20 protein-coding genes are annotated in these 20,528 nt (G+C 73.8%); 11 read left to right on the top strand and 9 right to left on the bottom strand.

The genetic code is table 11. From position 1 onward, the window contains the following. The first annotated feature begins 1 nt into the window (after position 1). The 5 genes from nadB to ABZK10_RS16590 all read left to right on the top strand — a co-directional run bounded on the left by nadB (position 2) and on the right by ABZK10_RS16590 (position 5,375). A complete protein-coding gene (gene nadB, locus ABZK10_RS16570; RefSeq protein ID WP_353810387.1) occupies positions 2 to 1,534 on the top strand; it encodes an L-aspartate oxidase in 1,533 nt (510 codons plus the stop codon). Beyond that, positions 1,531 to 2,394: a carboxylating nicotinate-nucleotide diphosphorylase gene (nadC, locus tag ABZK10_RS16575; protein WP_353810388.1), complete on the top strand. Its 864-nt coding sequence runs from the start codon at positions 1,531 to 1,533 to the stop codon at positions 2,392 to 2,394. The genes nadB and nadC overlap by 4 nt, the downstream gene beginning before the upstream one ends. Continuing rightward, positions 2,391 to 3,536: a cysteine desulfurase family protein gene (locus tag ABZK10_RS16580; protein ID WP_353810389.1), complete on the top strand. Its 1,146-nt coding sequence runs from the start codon at positions 2,391 to 2,393 to the stop codon at positions 3,534 to 3,536. Before nadC ends, ABZK10_RS16580 begins: the two co-directional genes overlap by 4 nt. After that, positions 3,533 to 3,706 (top strand): hypothetical protein, encoded by a 174-nt coding sequence (locus tag ABZK10_RS16585; RefSeq protein WP_353810390.1) that lies wholly within the window; start codon positions 3,533 to 3,535, stop codon positions 3,704 to 3,706. The genes ABZK10_RS16580 and ABZK10_RS16585 overlap by 4 nt, the downstream gene beginning before the upstream one ends. A gap of 160 nt (positions 3,707 to 3,866) precedes the next feature. Next, positions 3,867 to 5,375 carry a DHA2 family efflux MFS transporter permease subunit gene (locus ABZK10_RS16590; RefSeq protein ID WP_353810391.1) on the top strand — a complete coding sequence of 503 codons (1,509 nt, stop codon included), beginning with the start codon at positions 3,867 to 3,869 and terminating at the stop codon, positions 5,373 to 5,375. Positions 5,376 to 5,451: 76 nt separating this feature from the next. Here ABZK10_RS16590 and ABZK10_RS16595 read toward each other — a convergent pair whose 3' ends face one another. Next, the gene (locus ABZK10_RS16595; protein ID WP_353810392.1) at positions 5,452 to 7,197 is read right to left on the bottom strand and encodes a VWA domain-containing protein; all 1,746 of its coding nucleotides are present in this window, start codon (positions 7,195 to 7,197) and stop codon (positions 5,452 to 5,454) included. Positions 7,198 to 7,436: 239 nt separating this feature from the next. Beyond that, positions 7,437 to 7,895, bottom strand: a complete 459-nt coding sequence (locus ABZK10_RS16600; RefSeq protein ID WP_353810393.1) for a nitroreductase family deazaflavin-dependent oxidoreductase — start codon at positions 7,893 to 7,895, stop codon at positions 7,437 to 7,439. 93 nt (positions 7,896 to 7,988) lie between these two features. On the opposite strand from ABZK10_RS16600, the gene ABZK10_RS16605 reads away from it, so the two are divergent. Then, on the top strand, positions 7,989 to 8,777 hold the full coding sequence (locus ABZK10_RS16605; protein ID WP_353810394.1) for a hypothetical protein: 789 nt from the start codon (positions 7,989 to 7,991) through the stop codon (positions 8,775 to 8,777). Between the two features lie 48 nt (positions 8,778 to 8,825). Here the strand turns inward: ABZK10_RS16605 and ABZK10_RS16610 are convergent, their stop codons facing one another. Next, the gene (locus ABZK10_RS16610) at positions 8,826 to 9,686 is read right to left on the bottom strand and encodes an Fpg/Nei family DNA glycosylase (RefSeq protein WP_353810395.1); all 861 of its coding nucleotides are present in this window, start codon (positions 9,684 to 9,686) and stop codon (positions 8,826 to 8,828) included. A gap of 106 nt (positions 9,687 to 9,792) precedes the next feature. Here ABZK10_RS16610 and ABZK10_RS16615 point away from each other — a divergent pair, with 106 nt between their 5' ends. Beyond that, complete coding sequence (locus ABZK10_RS16615; protein ID WP_353810396.1) at positions 9,793 to 10,155, top strand: PadR family transcriptional regulator; 363 nt, start codon at positions 9,793 to 9,795, stop codon at positions 10,153 to 10,155. 26 nt (positions 10,156 to 10,181) lie between these two features. Next, complete coding sequence (locus ABZK10_RS16620; protein ID WP_353810397.1) at positions 10,182 to 11,075, top strand: hypothetical protein; 894 nt, start codon at positions 10,182 to 10,184, stop codon at positions 11,073 to 11,075. A gap of 40 nt (positions 11,076 to 11,115) precedes the next feature. Here ABZK10_RS16620 and ABZK10_RS16625 read toward each other — a convergent pair whose 3' ends face one another. Beyond that, positions 11,116 to 11,805, bottom strand: a complete 690-nt coding sequence (locus tag ABZK10_RS16625; RefSeq protein ID WP_353810398.1) for an LON peptidase substrate-binding domain-containing protein — start codon at positions 11,803 to 11,805, stop codon at positions 11,116 to 11,118. A 121-nt stretch (positions 11,806 to 11,926) separates the two neighbouring features. Between ABZK10_RS16625 and ABZK10_RS16630 the strand changes: the two genes are divergently transcribed. After that, positions 11,927 to 12,817: an oxygenase MpaB family protein gene (locus ABZK10_RS16630; protein ID WP_353810399.1), complete on the top strand. Its 891-nt coding sequence runs from the start codon at positions 11,927 to 11,929 to the stop codon at positions 12,815 to 12,817. Between the two features lie 78 nt (positions 12,818 to 12,895). On the opposite strand, the gene ABZK10_RS16635 is transcribed toward ABZK10_RS16630, so the two are convergent. The 3 genes from ABZK10_RS16635 to ABZK10_RS16645 all read right to left on the bottom strand — a co-directional run bounded on the left by ABZK10_RS16635 (position 12,896) and on the right by ABZK10_RS16645 (position 15,342). Then, positions 12,896 to 13,261, bottom strand: a complete 366-nt coding sequence (locus ABZK10_RS16635; protein WP_353810400.1) for an ankyrin repeat domain-containing protein — start codon at positions 13,259 to 13,261, stop codon at positions 12,896 to 12,898. Then, positions 13,261 to 14,265 carry an aldo/keto reductase family protein gene (locus tag ABZK10_RS16640; RefSeq protein WP_353810401.1) on the bottom strand — a complete coding sequence of 335 codons (1,005 nt, stop codon included), beginning with the start codon at positions 14,263 to 14,265 and terminating at the stop codon, positions 13,261 to 13,263. Before ABZK10_RS16640 ends, ABZK10_RS16635 begins: the two co-directional genes overlap by 1 nt. Before the next feature lie 69 nt (positions 14,266 to 14,334). After that, positions 14,335 to 15,342, bottom strand: a complete 1,008-nt coding sequence (locus tag ABZK10_RS16645; RefSeq protein WP_353810402.1) for a tocopherol cyclase family protein — start codon at positions 15,340 to 15,342, stop codon at positions 14,335 to 14,337. A 180-nt stretch (positions 15,343 to 15,522) separates the two neighbouring features. On the opposite strand from ABZK10_RS16645, the gene ABZK10_RS16650 reads away from it, so the two are divergent. After that, positions 15,523 to 16,707, top strand: coding sequence for a class I SAM-dependent methyltransferase (locus ABZK10_RS16650; protein WP_353810403.1), 1,185 nt, complete (start codon positions 15,523 to 15,525; stop codon positions 16,705 to 16,707). Positions 16,708 to 16,820: 113 nt separating this feature from the next. Then, entirely contained in the window at positions 16,821 to 17,399 is a 579-nt protein-coding gene (locus ABZK10_RS16655; protein WP_353810404.1) for a 1-acyl-sn-glycerol-3-phosphate acyltransferase, read from the top strand. A 17-nt stretch (positions 17,400 to 17,416) separates the two neighbouring features. Here the strand turns inward: ABZK10_RS16655 and ABZK10_RS16660 are convergent, their stop codons facing one another. Next, positions 17,417 to 19,909 (bottom strand): FAD-dependent oxidoreductase, encoded by a 2,493-nt coding sequence (locus ABZK10_RS16660; protein WP_353810405.1) that lies wholly within the window; start codon positions 19,907 to 19,909, stop codon positions 17,417 to 17,419. 138 nt (positions 19,910 to 20,047) lie between these two features. Continuing rightward, positions 20,048 to 20,503, bottom strand: coding sequence for a hypothetical protein (locus ABZK10_RS16665; protein WP_353810406.1), 456 nt, complete (start codon positions 20,501 to 20,503; stop codon positions 20,048 to 20,050). Positions 20,504 to 20,528 lie beyond the last annotated feature (25 nt).

Raw genomic sequence — 20,528 nt, forward strand, 5'->3', positions numbered from 1 at the left:
CATGGCGGCCGTGGTCGTGGTCGGCAGCGGGCTCGCGGGCCTGCTCGCCGCCGTGCGCGCCGCCGACGCGGGCCACCGCGTGACGGTGGTCACGAAGGGTGCGCTCGACGAGGGCAGCACGCGCTACGCGCAGGGCGGCATCGCGGCCGCGCTCTTCCCCGACGACTCGGTCGACGCCCACGTGCTCGACACGCTGCGCGCCGGGGCCGGGCACTGCGACCCGGCCGCCGTGCGCGTGCTGTGCGAGGAGGGACCGGCGCGCGTGCGCGACCTGATCCGGTTCGGCGCGCGGTTCGACCGCGACGACTCCGGCCTGGCGCGCGGGCTCGAGGCCGCGCACTCGCGGGCGCGCGTGGTGCACGCGGGCGGCGACGCCACCGGCGCCGAGATCGAGCGCGCGCTGGTCGCCACGGTGCGCGCGCGCGCGGTCGAACTCGTCGAGCACGCGATGCTCGCCGACGTGCTCACCTGCCGGGGCCGCGCCTGCGGCGTGCGCCTCCTGGTCGACGGCCAGCTCGTCGACCGCCCGGCCGACGCCGTGGTGCTCGCAACGGGCGGTACCGGGCAGCTCTTCGGCCGCACCACGAACCCCGCGGTCGCGACCGGCGACGGCATCGCCGCCGCCTGGCGGGCGGGCGCGCGGGTCGCCGACCTCGAATTCACCCAGTTCCACCCGACGGCGCTCGCCGCCCCGGGCACCCCGCTCGTCTCCGAGGCGGTGCGCGGCGAGGGGGCGGTGCTGCGGGATGCCGCCGGAGAGCGCTTCATGCCGTCGCGGCATCCGCTCGCCGAGCTGGCGCCGCGCGACGTCGTGGCCCGCGAGGTGGCCGCCGCGATGCGCCGCCACGGCGGCGCACCCGCACTGCTGGACGCCACCGCGCTCGGCGGCGCGTTCCTGGCCCGGCGGTTCCCGGGCATCGACGCGGCGACGCGCGCCGCGGGGTACGACTGGTCGCGCGAGCCGATCCCGGTGACGCCGGCCGCGCACTACGCCATGGGCGGCATCGCCACCGACCTCTGGGGGCGCACGAGCGTGCCCGGGCTCTTCGCGGTCGGCGAGTGCGCGCGCACCGGCGTGCACGGCGCGAACCGGCTGGCGTCGAACTCGCTGCTCGAGGCGGCCGTGTTCGCCGATCGCGCGGCGCGCGTGCTCGACGAGCCGTTCCCGGGGGCGACCGCGCCGCGGCAGTTCCCGGGCCGGACGCCGGCCCACCCCCATGACACCGCCGCCCCCGACGCCGCTCCGGCCGCCTGCACGCGAGCCGCCCTGCAGGAGCTGATGTGGTCGCGCGCGGGACTCGAGCGCACCGGCGCGGGGCTGTCCGAGGCATCCGCCGTGCTCGACGCCTGGGCCGATCGCCGGCACGCCGACCCCGCCGACGACCGGGCCGGTCTCGAGGACGCCAACCTGCTGCTGCTCGCACGCCTCACGGTCGACGCCGCGCTCGCCCGTCGCGAGTCGCGCGGCGCGCACCACCGACTCGACCACCCCGACCGCGACCCCGCGCTCGGCGCCCTCCCGGAGGCCGCATGACCACCCTCACGCCCGCACAGCTCGACCGCATCGTGCAGGCCGCGCTCGATGAGGACGGCCCGTGGGGCGACCTCACCTCGGAGACGCTGATCCCGGCGACGTCGCAGGCGCGCGCCGACCTCGTGGCCCGCGAGCCGGGCGTGATGAGCGGCGGCGCCGTGTTCGCCGCCGCGTTCCGCCTCGTCGACCCGCGCATCGAGGTCGAGCCGGTCGTGCCCGACGGTGCGCGCTTCGCCGCGGGCGACCGACTGGCGAGCGTCGCCGGGCCGGCTCGGGGCGTGCTGCGCGCCGAGCGCATCGGCCTGAACTTCACCCAGCGCATGTCGGGCATCGCCACCCTCACGGCGCGCTACGTCGACGCGGTCGCCGGCACGCGCGCGCGCATCGTCGACACCCGGAAGACGACCCCGGGCCTGCGCGTGCTCGAGCGGCAGGCCGTGCGCGACGGCGGCGGCCGCAACCACCGGTTCTCGCTGTCGGACGCCGTGATGGCCAAGGACAACCACCTGGCGGTGCTGACGGCGGACGGCACGGGCGTGACCGACGCCCTGCTGGCGGTGCGCGAGCGGATGCCCCACACGGCGCACCTCGAGGTCGAGGTCGACCGGCTCGACCAGGTCGAGGACGTGCTCGCCGCCGGCGTCGACACGATCATGCTCGACAACTTCTCGCTGGAGGACCTGCGCACGGGCGTCGCACTGGTCGGCGGGCGCGCGGTGGTCGAGGCGAGCGGCGGCGTGCACCTGGATACCGTCGGCGAGATCGCCCGGACCGGCGTCGACGTCATCTCGGTCGGTGCGCTCACGCACAGCGTGCGTTCGCTCGACCTCGGACTCGACGTGGTGATCGGCGCGCCGTGATCTACCTCGACCACGCCGCCACGAGCCCCGTGCGCCGCGAGGCGCTCGAGGCCATGTGGCCGTACCTGACCGGGGAGTACGGCAACCCGTCGAGCCACCACACGGTCGGCGAGGCCGCCGCGCGGGCGCTGGCCGATGCCCGCGCAACGGTGGCGCGGGTGCTGGGTTGTCGGCCCGGCGAGGTGGTGTTCACGTCGGGCGGCACCGAGGCCGACAACCTCGCGGTCAAGGGCATCGCGCTCGGCGCCCCGCGCGGCCGGCACGTGGTCACCACGCCGATCGAGCACGAGGCGGTGCTCGAGTCGGTCGAGCACCTGTCGAAGGTGCACGGCTTCGACGTCACGATGCTCGCGGTCGACGCCGGCGGACTGGTCGACCCCGACGAGCTCGCCGCCGTGCTGCGCGACGACACGACGCTCGTGAGCGTGCAGGCGGCCAACAACGAGATCGGCACCGTGCAGCCGGTCGCCGAGCTCGCGGAGGTCGCCCGCGCACGCGGCGTGCCGATCCACACCGACGCCGTGCAGGCGGCCGGCTGGCTGCCGCTGGAGGTCGGCGCGCTGGGCGTCGACGCGCTCTCGCTGTCGGGCCACAAGGTCGGCGCGCCGAAGGGATCGGGCGTGCTGGCGGTCCGGGGGCGGATGCCGCTGGAGCCGGTGCTCCACGGCGGCGGCCAGGAACGGGGGCGCCGCTCGGGCACCGAGAACGTGGCCGGCGCGGTCGCACTCGCGACCGCACTGCGACTCGCCGAGGCCGAACGACCGGAGGCCGCCGCGCGGGTCGCCGCCGTGCGCGACGCACTGGTGGCGCGGGTGCTCGCCGACGTGCCGTCCGCGCGCCTCACAGGCGACCCGGTGCGCCGACTGCCGGGCACCGCGTCGTTCGTGTTCCCGGGCACGAGCGGCGAGGCCGTGCTGCTCGAGCTCGAGCGACGCGGCGTGGTCGCCTCGAGCGGATCGGCCTGCGCCGCGGGCAGCGACGAGCCGTCGCACGTGCTCACCGCGATCGGCCTGCCCGCCGAGGTCGCGCAGACCGCCGTGCGGTTCACGCTCGGACGCGACGCGGACGCCGAGGACGTGGCCGCCGCGGCGGCATCCGTCGCTTCTGCCGTGTCGGCGGTGGGCGGTATCGTGTCGGCATGAGCGATTCCACTCCGGTGCCCGGCGACGACGAGACCGACGCCGAGGCCCGCGCCGAGCACGAGCGCGAGGTCGAGGAGCGGCTGACGGACGAGCTCGCCCCCGAGGAGGAACTCCTCAAGGGCTGGCTGCCCGAGGCATCGCCGACCGACGGGCCCGCGCCGGCCCCGTAGCCCCTTCCCGCGGCCCGCTCGGGCCGCACGCACGCTGCGCGACGACGCGCTCGTTCGTCCCGTACCGGGAATTTCCGTCCGCTCGTGACGGTTGCCCGGCTGTATCGCCATCGCCGACCCCGGATCCGGCCACGCCCGTTTCCGCAGTGAGGAACCACACGTGACCGACCGCTCCACCGACCTCGACGACGCCCGCGCAGCCGGGCCGGCCGACGCGCCCGGCGACGCCGACCGCGCCGCACGCGACTCGCGCGTCATCTGGCTGCTCCTCGCGGCCGCCTTCGTCGTCATCCTCAACGAGACCATCATGGGCGTGGCGATCCCCCACCTCACGACGGACCTCGGCATCACGGTGCAGGCCGCGCAGTGGCTCACGACGGCGTTCATGCTCACCATGGCGGTGGTCATCCCCATCACCGGGTTCCTGCTGCAGCGCTTCCACACGAGGCCCGTGTTCATCGCCGCGATGAGCCTGTTCTCGACCGGCACGCTGATCGCCGCCCTCGCGCCCGGCTACGAGGTGCTGCTCGGCGCCCGCGTCGTGCAGGCGACGGGCACCGCGATCATGATGCCGCTGCTCATGACGACCCTCATGACGCTCGTCGCACCGCGCGACCGCGGGCGAATCATGGGCCGCGTCTCGACCGTCATCTCCGTCGCGCCCGCGATCGGCCCGACCATCTCGGGCCTGATCCTGAACTACCTGTCGTGGCGGTGGATGTTCTGGATCGTGCTGCCCATCGCCGTCACCATGCTCCTGATCGGCATCCGCCGCGTCGAGAACGTGACCGAGCCGCGGGTCGTGCCCATCGACGTGTTCTCGGTCGTGCTGTCGGCCTTCGGCTTCGGCGGCATCGTGTTCGGGCTCAGCCAGATCGGCGGCGCCGCCGAATCGGGCGGCGAGGCCGGGGGCAACGCCGTCGCGATGTGGATCTCGCTGGCCATCGGCGCGATCGGGCTCGCGGCGTTCATCACCCGGCAGCTGCTGCTCCAGCGCCGCGACCGGGCGCTGCTCGACCTGCGCACGTTCCGCTCGCGGAACTTCTCGATCTCGATCGGCCTGATGGCGATCATGATGCTCGCGCTCTTCGGCACCATCATCCTGCTGCCGATCTACATGCAGAACGTGATCGGGCTCGACGCGCTCCAGGCGGGGCTCCTGCTGCTGCCCGGCGGACTCGTCATGGGGCTCGCGGCGCCGACGGTCGGGCGCCTCTACGACCGCTTCGGGCCGAGCGTGCTGCTGGTGCCGGGCAGCGTGGTCGTGAGCGGGGTGCTCTGGTTCCTCGCCCTGTTCGCGACCGAGTCGACGCCCGCCTGGGTCGTGCTCGCCGCGCACGTCACGCTGAGCCTCGGCCTGGCGTTCATGTTCACCCCGCTCTTCACGGCGTCTCTCGCGTCGGTCGAGCCGAGGCTGTACTCGCACGGCAGCGCGATCGTCGGCACTGTGCAGCAGGTCGCGGGTGCGGCGGGCACGGCGCTCTTCGTGACCGTGATGGCCGCGCAGACGGCCGCGCTGTCGTCCCCGACGGTGGCGGATGCGGCCGCGGCGGCCGGCGGCGTGCGCGCGGCGTTCCTCGTCGGCGCGATCCTCTCGCTGCTCGCGATCGTCGGTTCGGCGCTGGTGCGCCGCCCCGCCGACTCGCCGGCGCACGTCGTCGGGCACTGATCGTCCGTGACGCGTCGGCGCGACCCGGTTCGCGCCGACGCGCAGCGGCCGTACGCGGCACTCGGCGGGTGCGGCGTCAGCCGCAGTCGGGGCGGCAGGTGCGCTGCGACAGCGCGGTGACGAGCACCTGGCCGAGATCTTCGGGCTCGGATGCCGAATAGGCCGCACCCCCGGTGACCTTGGCGATCTTCGTCATCGCGTCGAGGTCGGTGTCGGGACCGAACCCGATCATGATGACCGGCACGGGCCGGAGCGGGTCCTGCAGGTCCTCCAGCTCGGCGAGCAGGGTGTCGAGGTCGATGCCGTTCGCGTCCTCGTTGCGCCCGTCGGTGATGAGCAGCACCGAGTTGACGCGGTCGGGGTCGTAGGTCTCGGTCACGCGCTGCACGGCGGCGAGCGTCGTGTCGTAGAGCCCGGTGGCGCCGCCGAGGCGCTCGGGCAGCGACGCGATGATGCCCGCGATCTGCTGGAGGTGGGCGACGTCGGCGAGCGACGCGATGGGCGCGAGCTCCTCGTAGTCGAGGTCGCCGTTGCGCGCGGTCGAGAACGCCCAGACGCCCATCTGCACCTCGCCGGAGAACTTCTCCATCGCGCCCAGGGCGGCCTGCTGGAAGATGTCGATGCGCCGGAGCCCGTTGCCCGCCGGGTCCTCCATGGAGCCGGAGACGTCGATGACGGCGAGCATGCGGCCGCGCAGGGTCAGCACGCCCCACTGGCGCAGGAGGTTCACCTGGTCGGCGCCGGCCGGTGCGTCGAACGTCGCGACCGCGTCGGCCACCACGCCCGGCGCCTCGAGCTCGCCGCCGCCGTCCGCGGTGCGGAACCCGTTGGCCGCCAGGACGTCGGCAGCGCCGGCGATCGCCTGCTCGAGGTCGACGAGCAGCTCATCCTTCGTGGGCGGGGCCCACGCGTCGGGGTCGGGCTCGGCCGTCGCGTCGGCCTCGGGCGCGCCGGTCGCCTCGGCGGCATCCGCCCCGTCCTCCGCTCCATCCTCCGCGGCGGTCTCGGCGTCGTCGGCGCCGACCCCGAGCCGCACGAACGGGAAGGTCATCGCCGGCGTGCCCTCGGCGGGGTACACGGCGACGAGCTGCTCGGACTCGTGGTCGGCGTTGTGGGCTGCCACGGCCTGCTCGGTCGCGATGGCCATGGTGGGCTCCGACGCGGCGACCGTCGCGGCCAGCGCCGCCTCGGTCGAGGCTGGGATGGTCTTGCCGAGCTCGATCATCGCGCCCGCGAGCTGGGTCGGGTCGTCGGGGTCGGCGATGCCCGCGAGCGCGCCGAGGGCGGCGAGGCTCGACGCCGAGCCCTCGGGGTCGGGGAGCAGCATGCGCGTGGCGCCCGCGAGCACCGTTCCCCAGCCGGGCTGCGTCTCGCCCACCTCGGCGGCCTGCTCGGCCGGGGTGACGAACACGATCGGCGTGCTCGCCACGGCATCGCCCACCGAGACCTCGGGCGCGGGCCGGCCGAGGGACGTCGCGGTCGCGGACATGCGGTCGACCCATGCGACGGCGCTCGGGATCCAGACGTCGGCGGGCTCACCCGTGCCGGTCGCCACCACCGCCGCGGTGTCGGCCGACTCCTGGGCGCGCACCGTCGTCGCGGCGCAGCCCTCGGACGCCTCGTCGAAGGTCTCGGCCACGCTCGTCACGACCGGTTCGATCGTCGGGTCGGCCACCACGACGAGTTCGGTCGGCTCGTCGCATCCCTCGGGCTCGGAGGCGAAGATCGAGCCGTCCAGGAGCGGGTCGAGGATGCCGGCGGCCCACGCGGCCCCGGTGCCGCCGACCAGGAGCAGGAGCACGAGCGCGACGGTGCCGCCCACCAGCATCGGTCGCCGAGGTCGCCTCGCCGGCGCGACGCTGTGACGGCCCACGCTCACTCCATTGCCCACCGTCGCGCGTGCTGCGACAACCGGTGACTCGTTCGCTTGTCGTTCGGGTCCGCACCTGGGGGGTGCGGGATCCCAACAGTGTAGGTGACGCGGGAAGGGTCCGGAACTGGAGGATCCACACAAGTGGCCCGGAGGGGCCGGTACGTCGACGCCGATCGGCGGCCGACGGATCAGTGCTCGGCGAGTTCCAGCCGCACGATCGGGATCTCGGGCTCGGCCTCCCCGGTGACGTCGCGGATCATGCGCTGCAGGGCGGCCCACGCCTTCGGGTAGTGGTCGGCGTAGCGTGCGAGCACCTCTGCGCTGCCCGCATCGTCGAGCAGCACGGCGTGCGCCGGCCGTCGGCGGATGCGCCCGGTGCTCACGTGGCAGGCGGGGTTCGCGCGGAGGTTGCGGTACCACTGCGATCCGCGTCCGAACCCGGCTGCCACGAAGACCGTGCGATCGTCGGGCCGGTCGACCACTTCGAGTGCGACGTACCGCGGCTCGCCCGACGAACGCCCGACGTGCTCGATCATCGTCAAGCGCCGGCCGAGCAGCACGCCGAGTCCTGCGCGGTAGAGCGGGATGGGGAGCCGGACCAGCCAGCGGGTGCGGATGAGGGTCGCGGCGAGGCTCACTCGCTGCATGATCGCGCACGTCGGACGATCGCGCAAGGGCGTTGCACCGATCCGGTGCCCGCCGCTTGGCTGTCAGGTCGAACCTCATGAAGGAGGACCCACGTGGACACCACCACGCTCATCTGGATCATCGTCGGCGTCGTCGTCGTCATCGCGATCGTCATCGGCGTCGTACTGCTGACCTCGGGCAAGCGCCGCGAGGCGCGCCTGGAGGCAGACCGGCGCAAGGCCGCCGAGCTCCGTGCGGAGGCGGCGGACGCCGACCGACAGGCGCGCGAGCGCGAGGCGGCCGCCGCCCGGGCGCGTGCCGATGCCGCGCGGTCGCAGGCCGAGGCGGAGGAGGCCGAGGCACGGGCCCAGCAGGCCCGGCTCGACGCCGAGGAGCGCAGCCGCGAGAGCGCGGAGCGCCAGGCGGCCGCCGAGGAGGCGCGCGCGTCCACCGAGGAGACCCGGCGCCGGGCGGACGAGATCGACCCGGACACCACGGGCGACCGCGCCGCGGACGAGCCGGCGTCGGACGAGCCCGCGGACGCGCCCCCCGCGGACGAGCGGCCCGCGGACGAGCGGCCCACGGAAGAGCGGCCCACGGAAGAGCGGCCCACGGAGGACGCCGGCACCGCCGACGCCGAGCACCACGCGGCCCGTCACGACGAGGCCCGTGTGGACGAGCCCCGGCACGACGAGCCCCGGGGCGAGGAGCCCCGGCATGCGGCCGCCGCTGCGCACGACGCGCCGACCGCGGCATCGGACCCGTCCCCCGAGGACGACACCGCCGACGGCCGGCACACCGCCGAGGCCTCGCAGTCCGCGCCCGCGGACGGCCGCACCGACGCCGACCGCGCCGCGCACGTGCGCGACGCGAGCTCGGAGCGGGCGCGCCCCTCGGCGTGACCGCTGCGGCGGATGCCGGGCCGATGCGCGTCGCCCGGCATCCGCCGCCTACTTCAGCAGGCGCGACATCCGTCGGTCGGCGAGCAGCTTGCCGCCGGTCTGGCAGGTCGGGCAGTACTGCATCGAGCGGTCGGCGAAGTGCACGTCGCGCACGGTGTCGCCGCAGACGGGGCAGGCCTCGCCGCCGCGGGCGTGCACCCGCATACCCCGACGCTTGGCGTCCTTGAGCTCGGCGGCCGGCCGCCCCTCGGCCGCCTCGACGGCGGCGCGCAGGGTGTCGCGGAGCGCGTCGTAGAGGCGCGCGACCTCGTCGTCGTCGAGGGAGGAGGCGAGCGCGTAGGGCGACATCCTCGCCACGTGCAGCACCTCGTCGGAGTAGGCGTTGCCGACCCCCGCGATGAGCGACTGCTCGCGCAGCACGCCCTTGATCTGCGTGCGCCGGCCGGAGAGGATGCCCGCGAAGACCTCGAGCGTGAAGTCGTCGTCGAGCGGCTCCGGCCCGAGCGAGGCGATGCCGGGCACGTCGCGGGGGTCGCGCACGACGTACACCGCGAGCGACTTCCTCGTGCCGGCCTCGGTGAGGTCGAACCCCGACCCGTCGTCGAACCCGACCCGCATGGCGATGGGCGACGTGCCGGGCCGGATGCGGCTGGCCGGGAGCTGCTCGTACCAGCGCAGCCAGCCCGCGCGGGCGAGGTGCGCGACCAGGTGCACGCCGTCGACGTCGAGGTCGAGCCACTTGCCGTGGCGGGCCGCGCCGGTCACCGTGCGCCCGACGAGGTCGGTGAGCGGCGGGTCGAAGGTCTTGAGGGCCGAGAACGACGTCATGGTCGCCGATCGGATGCCGCGCCCCACCGTGCGCTCGCGCAGGAAGCCCACCAGGGCGTCCACCTCGGGCAGTTCCGGCATGCGCCCAGTCAACCAGCCGCATGCACGCGCAACCACCCTTGCGGGCGCCGACGGAGAGGTATATCGTGAGGCGATATAGCGACCCACGAGTGATCGACCGGAGACCATGACCGAGACCCAGCCCCGCGACCTGCTCCCCCTCACCGAGCCGGTGTTCCACATCCTGCTCGCGCTCGTGGACGACGAGCGGCACGGCTACGGCATCATGCAGGAGGTGCGCACCCGCACCGAGGGCGACGTGCAGCTCGCACCCGGCACGCTCTACGGGGCGATCAAGCGGCTCCGCGGCCTCGGGCTCATCGAGGAGTCGGACACCCGCGTCGACCCGTCGCTCGACGACGAACGCCGTCGCTACTACCGCATCACCGGCCTCGGCGAGCGGGTCGCGACGGCGGAGGCGACCCGCATCGCGGCGCTCGCACGCCAGGCGGCGGCCAAGCGCCTGCTGCCGGAATGGGGCGCGGCCTGATGTCCGCCCGCGTGGACGAGGGACGGATGATCCGGGTCGCACTGCGCGCCCTGCCGTCCGAGTTCCGCGCGGAGTACGGCGACGAAGTGCTGCTCGTCAGCCGCGACACGCTCCGCGAGGCCAGCGCGTCGGGCCCCGCCGCACTCTCGAGTGCGCGCGGGCGCATCCTCATCGACCTGGTGGCCACCGCGGCCGCCGAGCATGTGCGGAAGGGGTTCACCATGCGCACCACGGCACCCGGAATCGGGTACGGCATCGCGGCGGCCATCGGCTTCCCGCTCTACATCGCCAGCTACGGCAGCTACGGCTTCTGGAACGTCGTCGACGGGGTGCACGGCCTCTTCGGCGTCAACCCGGCCCTCTGGTTCCATCCGCTCATCGCCGCGATCGGGGGCGTGCTCGCCGCCATCGGCCTGTTCGGACTCGTCGGCAGGCTGGGCCTGACCGCCCGGACGAGGGCGATCGCCCGGTCCGCCGCGATCCTCGCAGGGCTCGCCCTGGTCGTCACCTCGCTCGGGATCCTCGACGACGGCGCGATCCTGCGGAACTCGGTGCACCGACTGCTGGACACCATCGAGGCGATCGGATGGTTCGTCGGGTTCGGCGGCACCATCGTGATGCTCATCGCGTGCGGGGTGGTCGCCGTGCGCCGCCGCGCGCTCGGCGTCTGGAGCGCCGCGCCACTGGTCGCGGGCGTCGGCGTCGCCGCCTGGGTGTCGTTCGTGCTGGTCGGCATGGGCGCGGGCTGGGGCTGGGAGAACCTGCTTGCCGGACCCGTCTCGCAGCTGCTGCTCCTCGCGAGCGTGCTCGCGTGCGTCGCCACCGGCGTCGGCATCGCCCTCGCCCCGCGCCACCGCACCGACCCTGCCGACCACGCGCCGCACCCGAAGGCGCGGATCGACTCCGCGGCGACCGCCTGACCCGGGTCGGTCGGCCGGACGGCGAGGGGCGGAGGACGACTCAGGCGCCCCCCGCTGCACCGTCCTCGTCCTCGTCGGCATCCCCGAGCAGCTCCGCGAGCTCGATGTCCGCCTCACCGGTGGGCGGCGGCGCGGTGAGCGTCGGCTCGACCTCGCGCACCGCGGCGATGACGCCCTCCAGCAGGTCGCGCACCGACGTGGCGCCGAGCAGTCGCACCTGGTCGAGCGCACCCACCGGCGCGATTCCCGCGAGCTGCCAGCTCGCCGCCACCGGATCCTCGTCGAGCACGATGTCGGCCGACCACGGCAGCTCGACGAACTCGCCGGCGCGCGCGAGCACCCCGCGCACCGCCCGCTCGGCCTCGTCGCGCAGCGCCGCGCAGGCCGCCTCCCACGCCAGCTCGGGCAGGTCGCGCACGACCGCCATCGGATACGGGTCCTCCTGCAGCCACTCCAGGACCTCGAAGCGCAGCCCGCCGCGCGCGGCGATGGCGATGGTGCCGTCCCCCGACCCGAGCTCGACGAGCCGTGCCATGGTCCCGATGCCGAAGCGCTGGTCGCCCCCGCCGACCTCGGCGCCCCGTTCGATGAGCACGACGCCGAACTCGGGCGACTCGCCCTCCAGCATGCGGCCGAGCATCGCGAGGTACCGCTCCTCGAACACCCGCAGCGTGATCGGCATGTGCGGGAACAGCACCGCGCCGAGCGGGAACATCGCGACGGATCGCATGCACGCCAGTACAGCACATCGGCCGGGAGGGGTGTTCCCGCCGTCCGCCGCGCACGCACGCCGCGGCGCCCGAATGTGATCCGCCATTCACTTCCCGCCGTCCGTCCCGTAGCCTGCCCACATGCGACGAGACCACTGGCGGCGGCGCAACGCTGCGCTCGACCCCGCCCGCGACCACGTGGAGATCTACCGGAACGTCCTCCAGTACGAGTTCCCATGGGACATGAACCAGGCGCTGAGCTTCGCGCTGTTCCGCACGTACGCCGTGCCGGGCATCGGGCGCCTGCTCGACGAGACCGGCGAGTTCACCGGCCGTACGCAGAAGCGCTACGACGACACCGCGCTGCTGCTCGAGGCGCCGAGCCGCCTGGGCTTCGCGCACCCCGAGGCACGGGCGGCGATCCGCCGCATCAACGGGATGCATCGTGCCTACGACATCCCCGACCACGAGTTCCGCTACGTGCTCTCCACGTTCGTGGTGGTGCCCAAGCGGTGGCTCGACGCCTACGGCAAGCGCCCGCTCGACGCGGGTGAGCTCGAGGCATCCGTGCACTACTACCGCGCGCTCGGCAGCCGCATGGGCATCCCCGACGTCCCCGAGACCTACGACGGCTTCGCGACGCTCATGGACGCCTACGAGACCGAGCACTTCGCGTTCGAGCCCGGGGCGCGGCGCGTGGCCGACGCGACCCTCGCGCTGCTGCTGACGTTCCACCCGCGGCTGCCGAGGCGCACGGTCGAGGTGTTCAGCCGGGCGCTCATGGACGACGCACTGCTCGACGCGCTCGGCTACGACCATCCACCGCGCGCCGTCACCGTCGCCTCGCGCGCGGCGCTCCGCCTGCGCGGCCGCGTGGCACGCCTGCTCCCGGCCAACCGCACCCCCACCACGGTCGCCGACCTGCCGTGGGTGCGCAGCTACCCCGACGGGTACGACGTCGAGCAGCTGGGCACCTTCCCGGGCGGATGCCCGGTGCCGCATGCCCGCGCGGAGGACTCAGGGGCCGCCTGAGGCACGCGCGACGGCGGCGCCCGCGGGCTGCTCCCCCGTGTCCCCGGGCACCTGGGCGCGCGAGCCCCGGCGACGCGGTCAGGCGCCGGGCAGCTCGCGCCCGAACATCTGCGCGGTCGCCCGCGCGCTCGGGGTGCCGGCGTCGGGGTCGGCGCCGGCGGCGAGCAGCGCCCGGATCACGTCGCCCTCGCCCTTGAACACCGCGCCCGCGAGCGGCGACTGGCCGCGCGCGTTGAGCCGGTCCACCTCGGCGCCCCGCTCGGCGAGCGCCGCGACCAGCGCGGCGTGGCCGTGGTAGGCGGCGAGCATGAGCAGCGTGTTGCCCTGCCCGTCGGCGAGGTCGGCGGGCACGCCCGCGTCCACGAACTCCAGGAGCAGGTCCGCGCCAGCGCGCGCCAGGTCGAGCAGCTGGTCGGGCTCCACGCCCGGTGCACCGGCAGCCATCAGGTCTCCCGGGTCGGCGGCGAGACGGTCTTCGCCGGATCGCGCTCGGCCAGCCCGCCGACCGCCGCATCGATCGCGGCCATCGTGTCGGCATCGAGCGTGCGACCCGCAGCCTGCACGTTGTCGGCGATCTGCTCGGGCCGGGAGGCGCCGATGATCGCCGACGCGACGTTCGGGTTCTGGAGCACCCATGCGACGGCGAGCTGCGCCATCGTCATGCCCGCCTGCTCGGCGATCGGCCGCAGGCCCTGCACGGCCGTGAGCACCTCGTCGTCGAGGAAGCGCCGGACCATGTCGGCCCCGCCCTTCTCGTCGGTCGCCCGGGACCCCGCGGGCAGCTCCGCGCCGGGGTGGTACTTGCCGGTGAGCACGCCCTGTGCGACCGGCGACCACACGATCTGCGAGATGCCGAGCTCCCGGGACGTGGGCACGACCTCCGCCTCGATCACGCGCCAGAGCATCGAGTACTGCGGCTGGTTCGAGATGAGCGAGACGCCGAGCTCGCGGGCGAGCGCGTGCCCGGCGCGGAGCTGCTCCGCGTTCCACTCCGAGACCCCGATGTAGAGCGCCTTGCCGGCACGCACGACGTCGGCGAACGCCTGCATCGTCTCCTCCAGCGGCGTCTCGTAGTCGAAGCGGTGGGCCTGGTAGAGGTCGACGTAGTCGGTGCGCAGCCGCGAGAGCGAGCCGTCGATGGACTCCATGATGTGCTTGCGCGAGAGGCCCGAGTCGTTCGGGCCCTTCGGGCCCGTCGGCCCGTAGACCTTGGTGAAGATCTCGAGCGAGGCCCGGCGTTCGCCGGCGAGCGCCTCGCCGAGCACGGCCTCCGCGACCGTGTTGGCGTAGACGTCGGCCGTGTCGAAGGTGGTGATGCCCGCGTCGAGCGCGGCACGCACGCAGCGCTGCGCGGTGTCGTTCTCGACCTGGGAGCCGTGGGTGAGCCAGTTCCCGTAGGTGATCTCCGAGATCTTGAGGCCGCTGTTGCCGAGGTACCTGAATTCCATGGGTCCCAGCCTAGGCAGCGAGCGGATGCCGCGGAGCTGCCGCGCGCTGGCCGGGCCCCCGCGGCGGGCTCAGAGCGCGAGCAACCGCTCGGTGTCGCCGAACACCTCGAGGCCGGCGCACTCGGCGACGCCCTCGAGGCGCACCGTGCCGTCGTGGTCGACGTGGCGGAACGCGATGCGCGCGTCCATCGTCTCCTCGACGCGCTGGTGCATGGCCTCGCGCAGCGGCGCGTGCAGCAGCCCGCCCCGCACGCGCTCGGCCTCGAGGTGGAGCACGCCGTCGGGCCCCGAGACGCTCCAGCGCACGTGGGCGTCGTCGATCGCGAGCGCATGCTCGCGCGAGCCGTTGTAGGTGGTCCACCGGTGCAGGCGACCGCCGTGCCGGAAGCCGATGATCGAGCCGCGGAACGACCTGCCGACCCACGGGATGATCGCCACGGAGGCGATGAGCGAGGCGTCCGTGCCGTCACCCGCGGTCGCATCGACGTGGTTGCTCGCCATCCACACGTAGCCCGCCGGGAAGGCCCGACCCCAGTCCTTCTCGATGTACCCGCGTCCGCCGTCGAACGGCACCGACGCGCCCTCGACCTCGAGCGTGCCGGCCAGCCCGTGCCCGAACGAGACGATGCCGTGGAAGCACTCCATGAACGGCACCAGCCCGTACCAGCCCATGATGCCGGGCTCGCGCAGGGTCACCGGCCACGGGGTGAAGGGGTCGGGGAAATCGACCCGCCCGCGCAGCTGCGGCAGGTCGAGCGTCGCACCCGTCGGCGAGAAGCGGTTGCCGCCGACCTCGACGTGGAAGCCGTGCGCGGACGCCGCGAACTCGTCGACGTCGAACCGGTGGTACCAGGACCGGCCGGTGAGCCCGTCGAGCACCTGCACGAACGCCTCGTCACGCGCTCCCCCGTCGCCGGCGAGCCCCCGGAAGACGCCCGGGATGACCGCCCAGCGCTGCGACCGGTCGGCCGTCACGAGCTTCACGTACCAGCCCTCGAAGAACCCGCGCCGGACGCCGTGGCCGTGGAACGCCTCCGGGCGCCGCACGCCCCGCACCCATGCCGCGGGAGTCCGCATGCGCCAATCGTAGGCGCGCGGCGGCGCGCCCGGACGGGATGTGGGCAACCCGCCGGCCCCGCGCATCCGACGCGATCCTCAGGAGTTCCCCACGCCGCCACGACACATCCGGGCGCCTCGGCGGCGAGGCTGTCGGAGGCTGCGCCACCCGCGCACGCGCAACACGACAGGAGACCCACCTTGCACGGCACCACCACCGGCCGCATCCCGGCCCGCGACCCGCTCGACCTCGCCGCCACCGGACACCCGTCGACCCTGGTCGGAGCCGGGCCGGGCGCCACCCGCCAGCCGGACCTGCAGTACGCCGACGAGCACGTCGAGCTCCGCGCGTTCACCCCGGCCCGCGACACGGGGCTCGATGCGGCCGCGTACCGGGTCGAGACGCGCAACCTCGTCGCCCGGCGCGACCCGGAGGGCTACCGCTATGTGACCGAGATGGTCGAGCGCCAGACGGCGCGGCTCGCCGCGGACGGCGTCGACCGCCCGCGGCGACCACTGACCGGCCCCGACGGCCGGGAGCTGCTCTCGCGCCGCCACGAGGTGCTCGACGAGTGGTGGGGCATCGGGCGGGACCGCCCGCGCGAGGCCTTCGCGTTCGACTACATGCCGCGGTGGCGCGAGCACGTGCCCTCCGCGAAGGCGCTCTGGCCGCTGCAGCACCCGGGTGAGCCGACGCTGCCCTTCGATGACGGGGCCGCGCCCAACGCCGACGACTGGGCCGTGCTCAGCCACGTCGCCGACGCGGTCGGCATCCGCTCGCGCGCGGCCGTGCTCGCCGCCGTCGCCGAGGCCCAGCTCGCCGCGACCGAGGGCGGGTCGTGCCTGTCGCTCGGCAGCGGCGGGCTCGTGCCCATCCTGAAGTCCGCGGGGGCACTCGGCGCTCGGGGCATGGACACCGCGGTCGAGCTGTGGGACGCCGACCCCGACGCGATCGACATGGCGCACCTGCTCGCCGTGCGCCACGGCCTGCCGGCGCCCCTCACGACGCGCCAGGTGAACCTGTACGACCTGCGCGCCCTCCGCTCGGCCGCGTCGCAGTTCGACCTGGTCGACCTGCTCGGGTTCTTCGAGTACCTCCCGACCGAGGCGCCGCCCGTCGCCGGATCGCTCGTGCCGACGGCCTCCGACTTCCTCGCCGCCGCACTCACCCGCGTCGCGCCGGGCGGCACGCTCGTGCTGGCGAACATGCGCGACACGCACCCGCAGCTCGACTTCGTGATGCGGTGCGTGCAGTGGCCGTACATCCACCCGCGCGGGCTCGACGAGCTCGCGGCGATCATCCGCGGCGCCGGCGTGGCCGACGAGCGGGTGACGTTCTACCTGCCCGACGACGACGTGTACGCGGTCGTCGAGATCGAGGGGTAGCGGATGCCGCGGGCCGGACGCCCCGTCGACGGTGCGTGCTGCGGGGCATCCGGCCGCCCCGCGGCATCCGCCGCATGCAGCCGGCTCCATGCCTGATCGCATAGGGTTGCCGGATGCTTCGACGACTGGTGTCCCGCGTGTACTGGGCCTGCAGCAGGTGGACCCTCGCGGGCGAGCCGGCGCCGGACCGCCCCTCGGTGCTGATCGGCGCCCCGCACACCTCGAACTGGGACTTCGTGCTCATGCTCGGCATCGCGTGGCGACACGGCATGGACATCCGCTGGCTGGGCAAGAAGAGCCTGTTCGCCGGATGGCGCGGGCCGATCATGCGCGGTCTCGGCGGCATCCCGGTCGACCGCTCGAACCCGTCCGAGGTCGTGGGCGAGGTGCTCGCGCGCATCGAGGCCGGGGAGGTCTTCGGGCTGGTCGTCACCCCCGACGGCACGCGCGGCTCGAACACCTACTGGAAGTCGGGCTTCTACCGCATCGCCCGCGAGGCGGGCATTCCGGTCACCCTCGGCTACGTCGACCGCACCACGATGACGACGGGCCTCGGCCCGACCTTCGAGCTCACCGGCGACGTGCCGACCGACATGGACCGCATTCGCGCGTTCTACGCCGACAAGGCCGGCGTGCGGCCGGAACTGCGCACCGAGCCGCGCCTGCGCAGCGAGGACGCGCCGGTCGCCTGAGTCGCACCCGACCCGGTTCAGATGAACAGGGTCGTGCCCGACTTCTGCGCCTCGCCCAGGAAGGTCGCGACGCCGCCCAGCTCGATGCCGTCGATGAGGTCGGACTCGGCGATGCCGAGCAGGTCCATCGTCATGGTGCAGCCGATGAGCCGCGCACCGTCGGCGTGCGCCGCCTGCATGAGCTCGGGCAGCGACTGCACGGAGTGGTCCTCCATGACCTTCTTGATCATGGCCGGCCCCATGCCCGCCATGTTCATGGTCGACAGCGGCAGCTTCTCGGGGCCCGACGGCATCATCATGCCGAACATGCGGTCGAGCGCCCGCCGGTCGCGCTTCGGCGGGTCCTGCCGGCGCAGCGCGTTGAGGCCCCAGAAGGTGAAGAACATCGACACCTTCTGGCCCATCGCGAGCGCGCCGTTGGCGATGATGAACGCCGCGAGCACCTTGTCCATGTCGCCCGAGAAGACCACGAACGAGACCTGGTCGAGGCCCTGCCTCGCGACGACGGCGGATGCCCCGGGGCCGACCGCCGCACCGCCCTTGCGGAACGACGCCACGTAGCCCGGCCCCTCGGGGGTCATCGAGAGCAGTTCGTGCCCCTTGGTGGCCGCCCAGGCGGGTCCGTCGGCGGCGAACCCGGGGTCGGAGACGTGCACCACGACCTCGTCGCCGGGCTGCACCTCGTCCATCTGCTTCGAGAGCTTCATGATCGGGCCGGGGCACGCGAGTCCGGTGCAGTCGAGGTCGACGACCGTGCCGGTGCCACGCACCGCGGTGACGAGGTCGACCGCCTCGGCGTAGGGGATCTCCGGCGCCTTGACCGCCTCGCCGACCGGCTCGAGGTCGTGCCAGAAGCGGAACGTGTGCGACCCGCCCGACAGCGTGCGCACGTCGGCGAAGCCGCGCTGCACGAGCAGCCGGTATGCGAGGTAGCTGCGGAAGCCGACTGCGCAGTAGAGCCGGATCGGCACGTCGTGGTCCCACGCGTCGGCGACCTCGCGCAGGTCGCCCAGCGGCACGTTCTCGGCGCCGGGGATGTGCCAGATGTCGTACTCCTCGGGCGTGCGCACGTCGATGATGCGCGCGCCCTCGACGGCCGCCGGGAAGTCCTTCGCGTACCAGAGCCTCAGGTCGCCGCGCAGCACGTTGGTGGCGACGAAGCCCGCCATGTTCACCGGGTCCTTCGCCGAGCCGAACGGCGGCGCGTAGGCGAGCTCGAGGGTCTCGAGGTCGTGCACGGTCGCGCCGAGGCGGATGGCGGTGGCGAACACGTCGAGGCGCTTGTCGACGCCGTCGAATCCCGCGATCTGCGCGCCGAGCAGCTTCCCACCGTCGGGCGCGAACAGCACCTTCATGTGCATCATCGCGGTGCCCGGGTAGTAGCCCGCATGGCCCGACGGATGCAGGTGCACGGTGCGGTACGGCACGCCCTCGCGCTCGAGCTGGCGCTCCGTGGCGCCCGTGCCGCCGGCGGTCATGTCGAACACCTTGACGATGGACGTGCCTTGGGTCGAGCGGTACTCGGTGTCGCGCCCGCAGATGTTCTCGGCGGCGACGCGGGCCTCGCGGTTGGCCGGCCCGGCGAGCGGCGTGAGCCCCGCGCCCGGCAGCACGGTGTGCGGCGTCTCGACGGCGTCGCCGGCTGCCCAGATGTGCGGGTCGGAGGTGCGCATGTGGGTATCGACGACGATGCCGCCGCGCGGCCCCAGCTCGATGCCGGCTTCCTCCGCGAGGCCGACGTTGGGCCGCACGCCGGCGGAGAGGATGACGAGGTCTGCCGGCAGGACGCGTCCGTTGTTCAGCTCGACCCTGAGGCTGCCGTCGGCGGCACGCTGGAAGGCGGCCGCGGCGGTCTCGAGCACGAGCTCGACGCCGCGTCCGCGGATGTGCTGCTCGACGGGGATCGAGACCTCCTTGTCGAGCGGCGGCATGATCTGGTCGCTGAGCTCGACGACCGTGACCTCGGCGCCGCGATGGCGCAGGTTCTCGGCCATCTCGAGGCCGATGTAGCCGGCGCCGATCACGACGGTGCGCACGGGCTTCCCGGTCGTCGCGGCGGCGTCGAGCGCGGCATCCAGTTGCGCCTTGATGCCGTCCATGTCGGCGATGTTGCGCAGCACGTGGATGCCCGGCAGGTCGACGCCCGGCAGCGGCAGGTGCATCGGGTCGGCGCCCTGGCAGAGCGCGAGCGCGTCGTAGCGCTCGGTGTACTCGCGGCCGGTGTCGACCTCCCGCGCCGTGACGGTCTGCGCCGTCGGGTCGATCGCCACGACCTCGGTCGAGACGCGCACGTCGATGGCGAGCGACTCGTTGAGGCTCTCGGGCGTCTGCAGCAGGAGGCGGCTGCGATCGGTGATCACCCCGCCGATGTGGTAAGGCAGGCCGCAGTTCGCGAACGACACGTAGCCGCCGCGTTCGAGCACGATGATCTCGGCGGTCTCATCGAGGCGCCTGGCGCGCGCGGCGACCGAGGCTCCCCCTGCGACTCCACCGACGACGACGATCTTCATGGCCGACCCCTCTCACGTCACCGTGGCCGGATATGTGGTCTGACCACAGTGCACAGTGTACCCCCGGGGTATCAACGTGCACAAGGGCGGGCCGGATGGGCGCCCCGGCGCGAGCACACGCCACGGACGCCGGGCGGATCACTCCTCGACGGTGTTCCAGGTGGTCTCCACGTAGACCATGCCGTCGCGTTCGGTGACGACGATGCCGGTTCCGTCCGCAGGGTTCCATTGCGTCACGACCTCGCCGGTCTCCTCGGACACCACGCTCGTGTCGGCCACGCCGTAGCGGTCCTCGTAGAACGCGATGATGTCGTCGGCGTACTTCTCGTCGTACGCCGCACCCTCCTCCTGGTAGTCGCCGCCGTCGTAGGAGCCCTCATCCGTCTTCTCGAACGGCGGCAGCTCGGGCGGCCCGGTGAGCTTCTCGAACTCATCCTCAACCTGGTCGAGCGTGTCCTGCGCCTTGTCGAAGACGTCGCGGACGTCGCCCATGCTGATGTCGCCGCAGCCTGTGAGCAGCAGCGCACCGGCAACGGCGAGCGTGGCGACGGCCGGCACTCGGCCGGTGCGGGCGGATGTGAGCGGTCGTGGCATGGCGAATTCTCCCCAGTTCGGTGCC

Origin of the sequence: Agromyces sp. SYSU T00194 (assembly GCF_040496035.1) — a bacterium.
Classification (GTDB): Bacteria; Actinomycetota; Actinomycetes; order Actinomycetales; family Microbacteriaceae; genus Agromyces; species Agromyces chitinivorans.

Excerpts from the sequence above, each read along its gene's own strand:
- nadB (WP_353810387.1), top strand. The coding sequence starts at position 2 with ATGGCGGCCGTGGTCGTGGTCGGCAGCGGGCTCGCGGGCCTGCTCGCC.
- ABZK10_RS16665 (WP_353810406.1), bottom strand. The coding sequence starts at position 20,503 with ATGCCACGACCGCTCACATCCGCCCGCACCGGCCGAGTGCCGGCCGTC.
- ABZK10_RS16655 (WP_353810404.1), top strand. The coding sequence starts at position 16,821 with ATGCTTCGACGACTGGTGTCCCGCGTGTACTGGGCCTGCAGCAGGTGG.
- ABZK10_RS16625 (WP_353810398.1), bottom strand. The coding sequence starts at position 11,805 with ATGCGATCCGTCGCGATGTTCCCGCTCGGCGCGGTGCTGTTCCCGCAC.
- ABZK10_RS16630 (WP_353810399.1), top strand. The coding sequence starts at position 11,927 with ATGCGACGAGACCACTGGCGGCGGCGCAACGCTGCGCTCGACCCCGCC.
- ABZK10_RS16620 (WP_353810397.1), top strand. The coding sequence starts at position 10,182 with ATGATCCGGGTCGCACTGCGCGCCCTGCCGTCCGAGTTCCGCGCGGAG.
- ABZK10_RS16600 (WP_353810393.1), bottom strand. The coding sequence starts at position 7,895 with ATGCAGCGAGTGAGCCTCGCCGCGACCCTCATCCGCACCCGCTGGCTG.
- ABZK10_RS16660 (WP_353810405.1), bottom strand. The coding sequence starts at position 19,909 with ATGAAGATCGTCGTCGTCGGTGGAGTCGCAGGGGGAGCCTCGGTCGCC.
- ABZK10_RS16585 (WP_353810390.1), top strand. The coding sequence starts at position 3,533 with ATGAGCGATTCCACTCCGGTGCCCGGCGACGACGAGACCGACGCCGAG.
- ABZK10_RS16645 (WP_353810402.1), bottom strand. The coding sequence starts at position 15,342 with ATGCGGACTCCCGCGGCATGGGTGCGGGGCGTGCGGCGCCCGGAGGCG.
- nadC (WP_353810388.1), top strand. The coding sequence starts at position 1,531 with ATGACCACCCTCACGCCCGCACAGCTCGACCGCATCGTGCAGGCCGCG.
- ABZK10_RS16635 (WP_353810400.1), bottom strand. The coding sequence starts at position 13,261 with ATGGCTGCCGGTGCACCGGGCGTGGAGCCCGACCAGCTGCTCGACCTG.
- ABZK10_RS16615 (WP_353810396.1), top strand. The coding sequence starts at position 9,793 with ATGACCGAGACCCAGCCCCGCGACCTGCTCCCCCTCACCGAGCCGGTG.
- ABZK10_RS16640 (WP_353810401.1), bottom strand. The coding sequence starts at position 14,265 with ATGGAATTCAGGTACCTCGGCAACAGCGGCCTCAAGATCTCGGAGATC.
- ABZK10_RS16610 (WP_353810395.1), bottom strand. The coding sequence starts at position 9,686 with ATGCCGGAACTGCCCGAGGTGGACGCCCTGGTGGGCTTCCTGCGCGAG.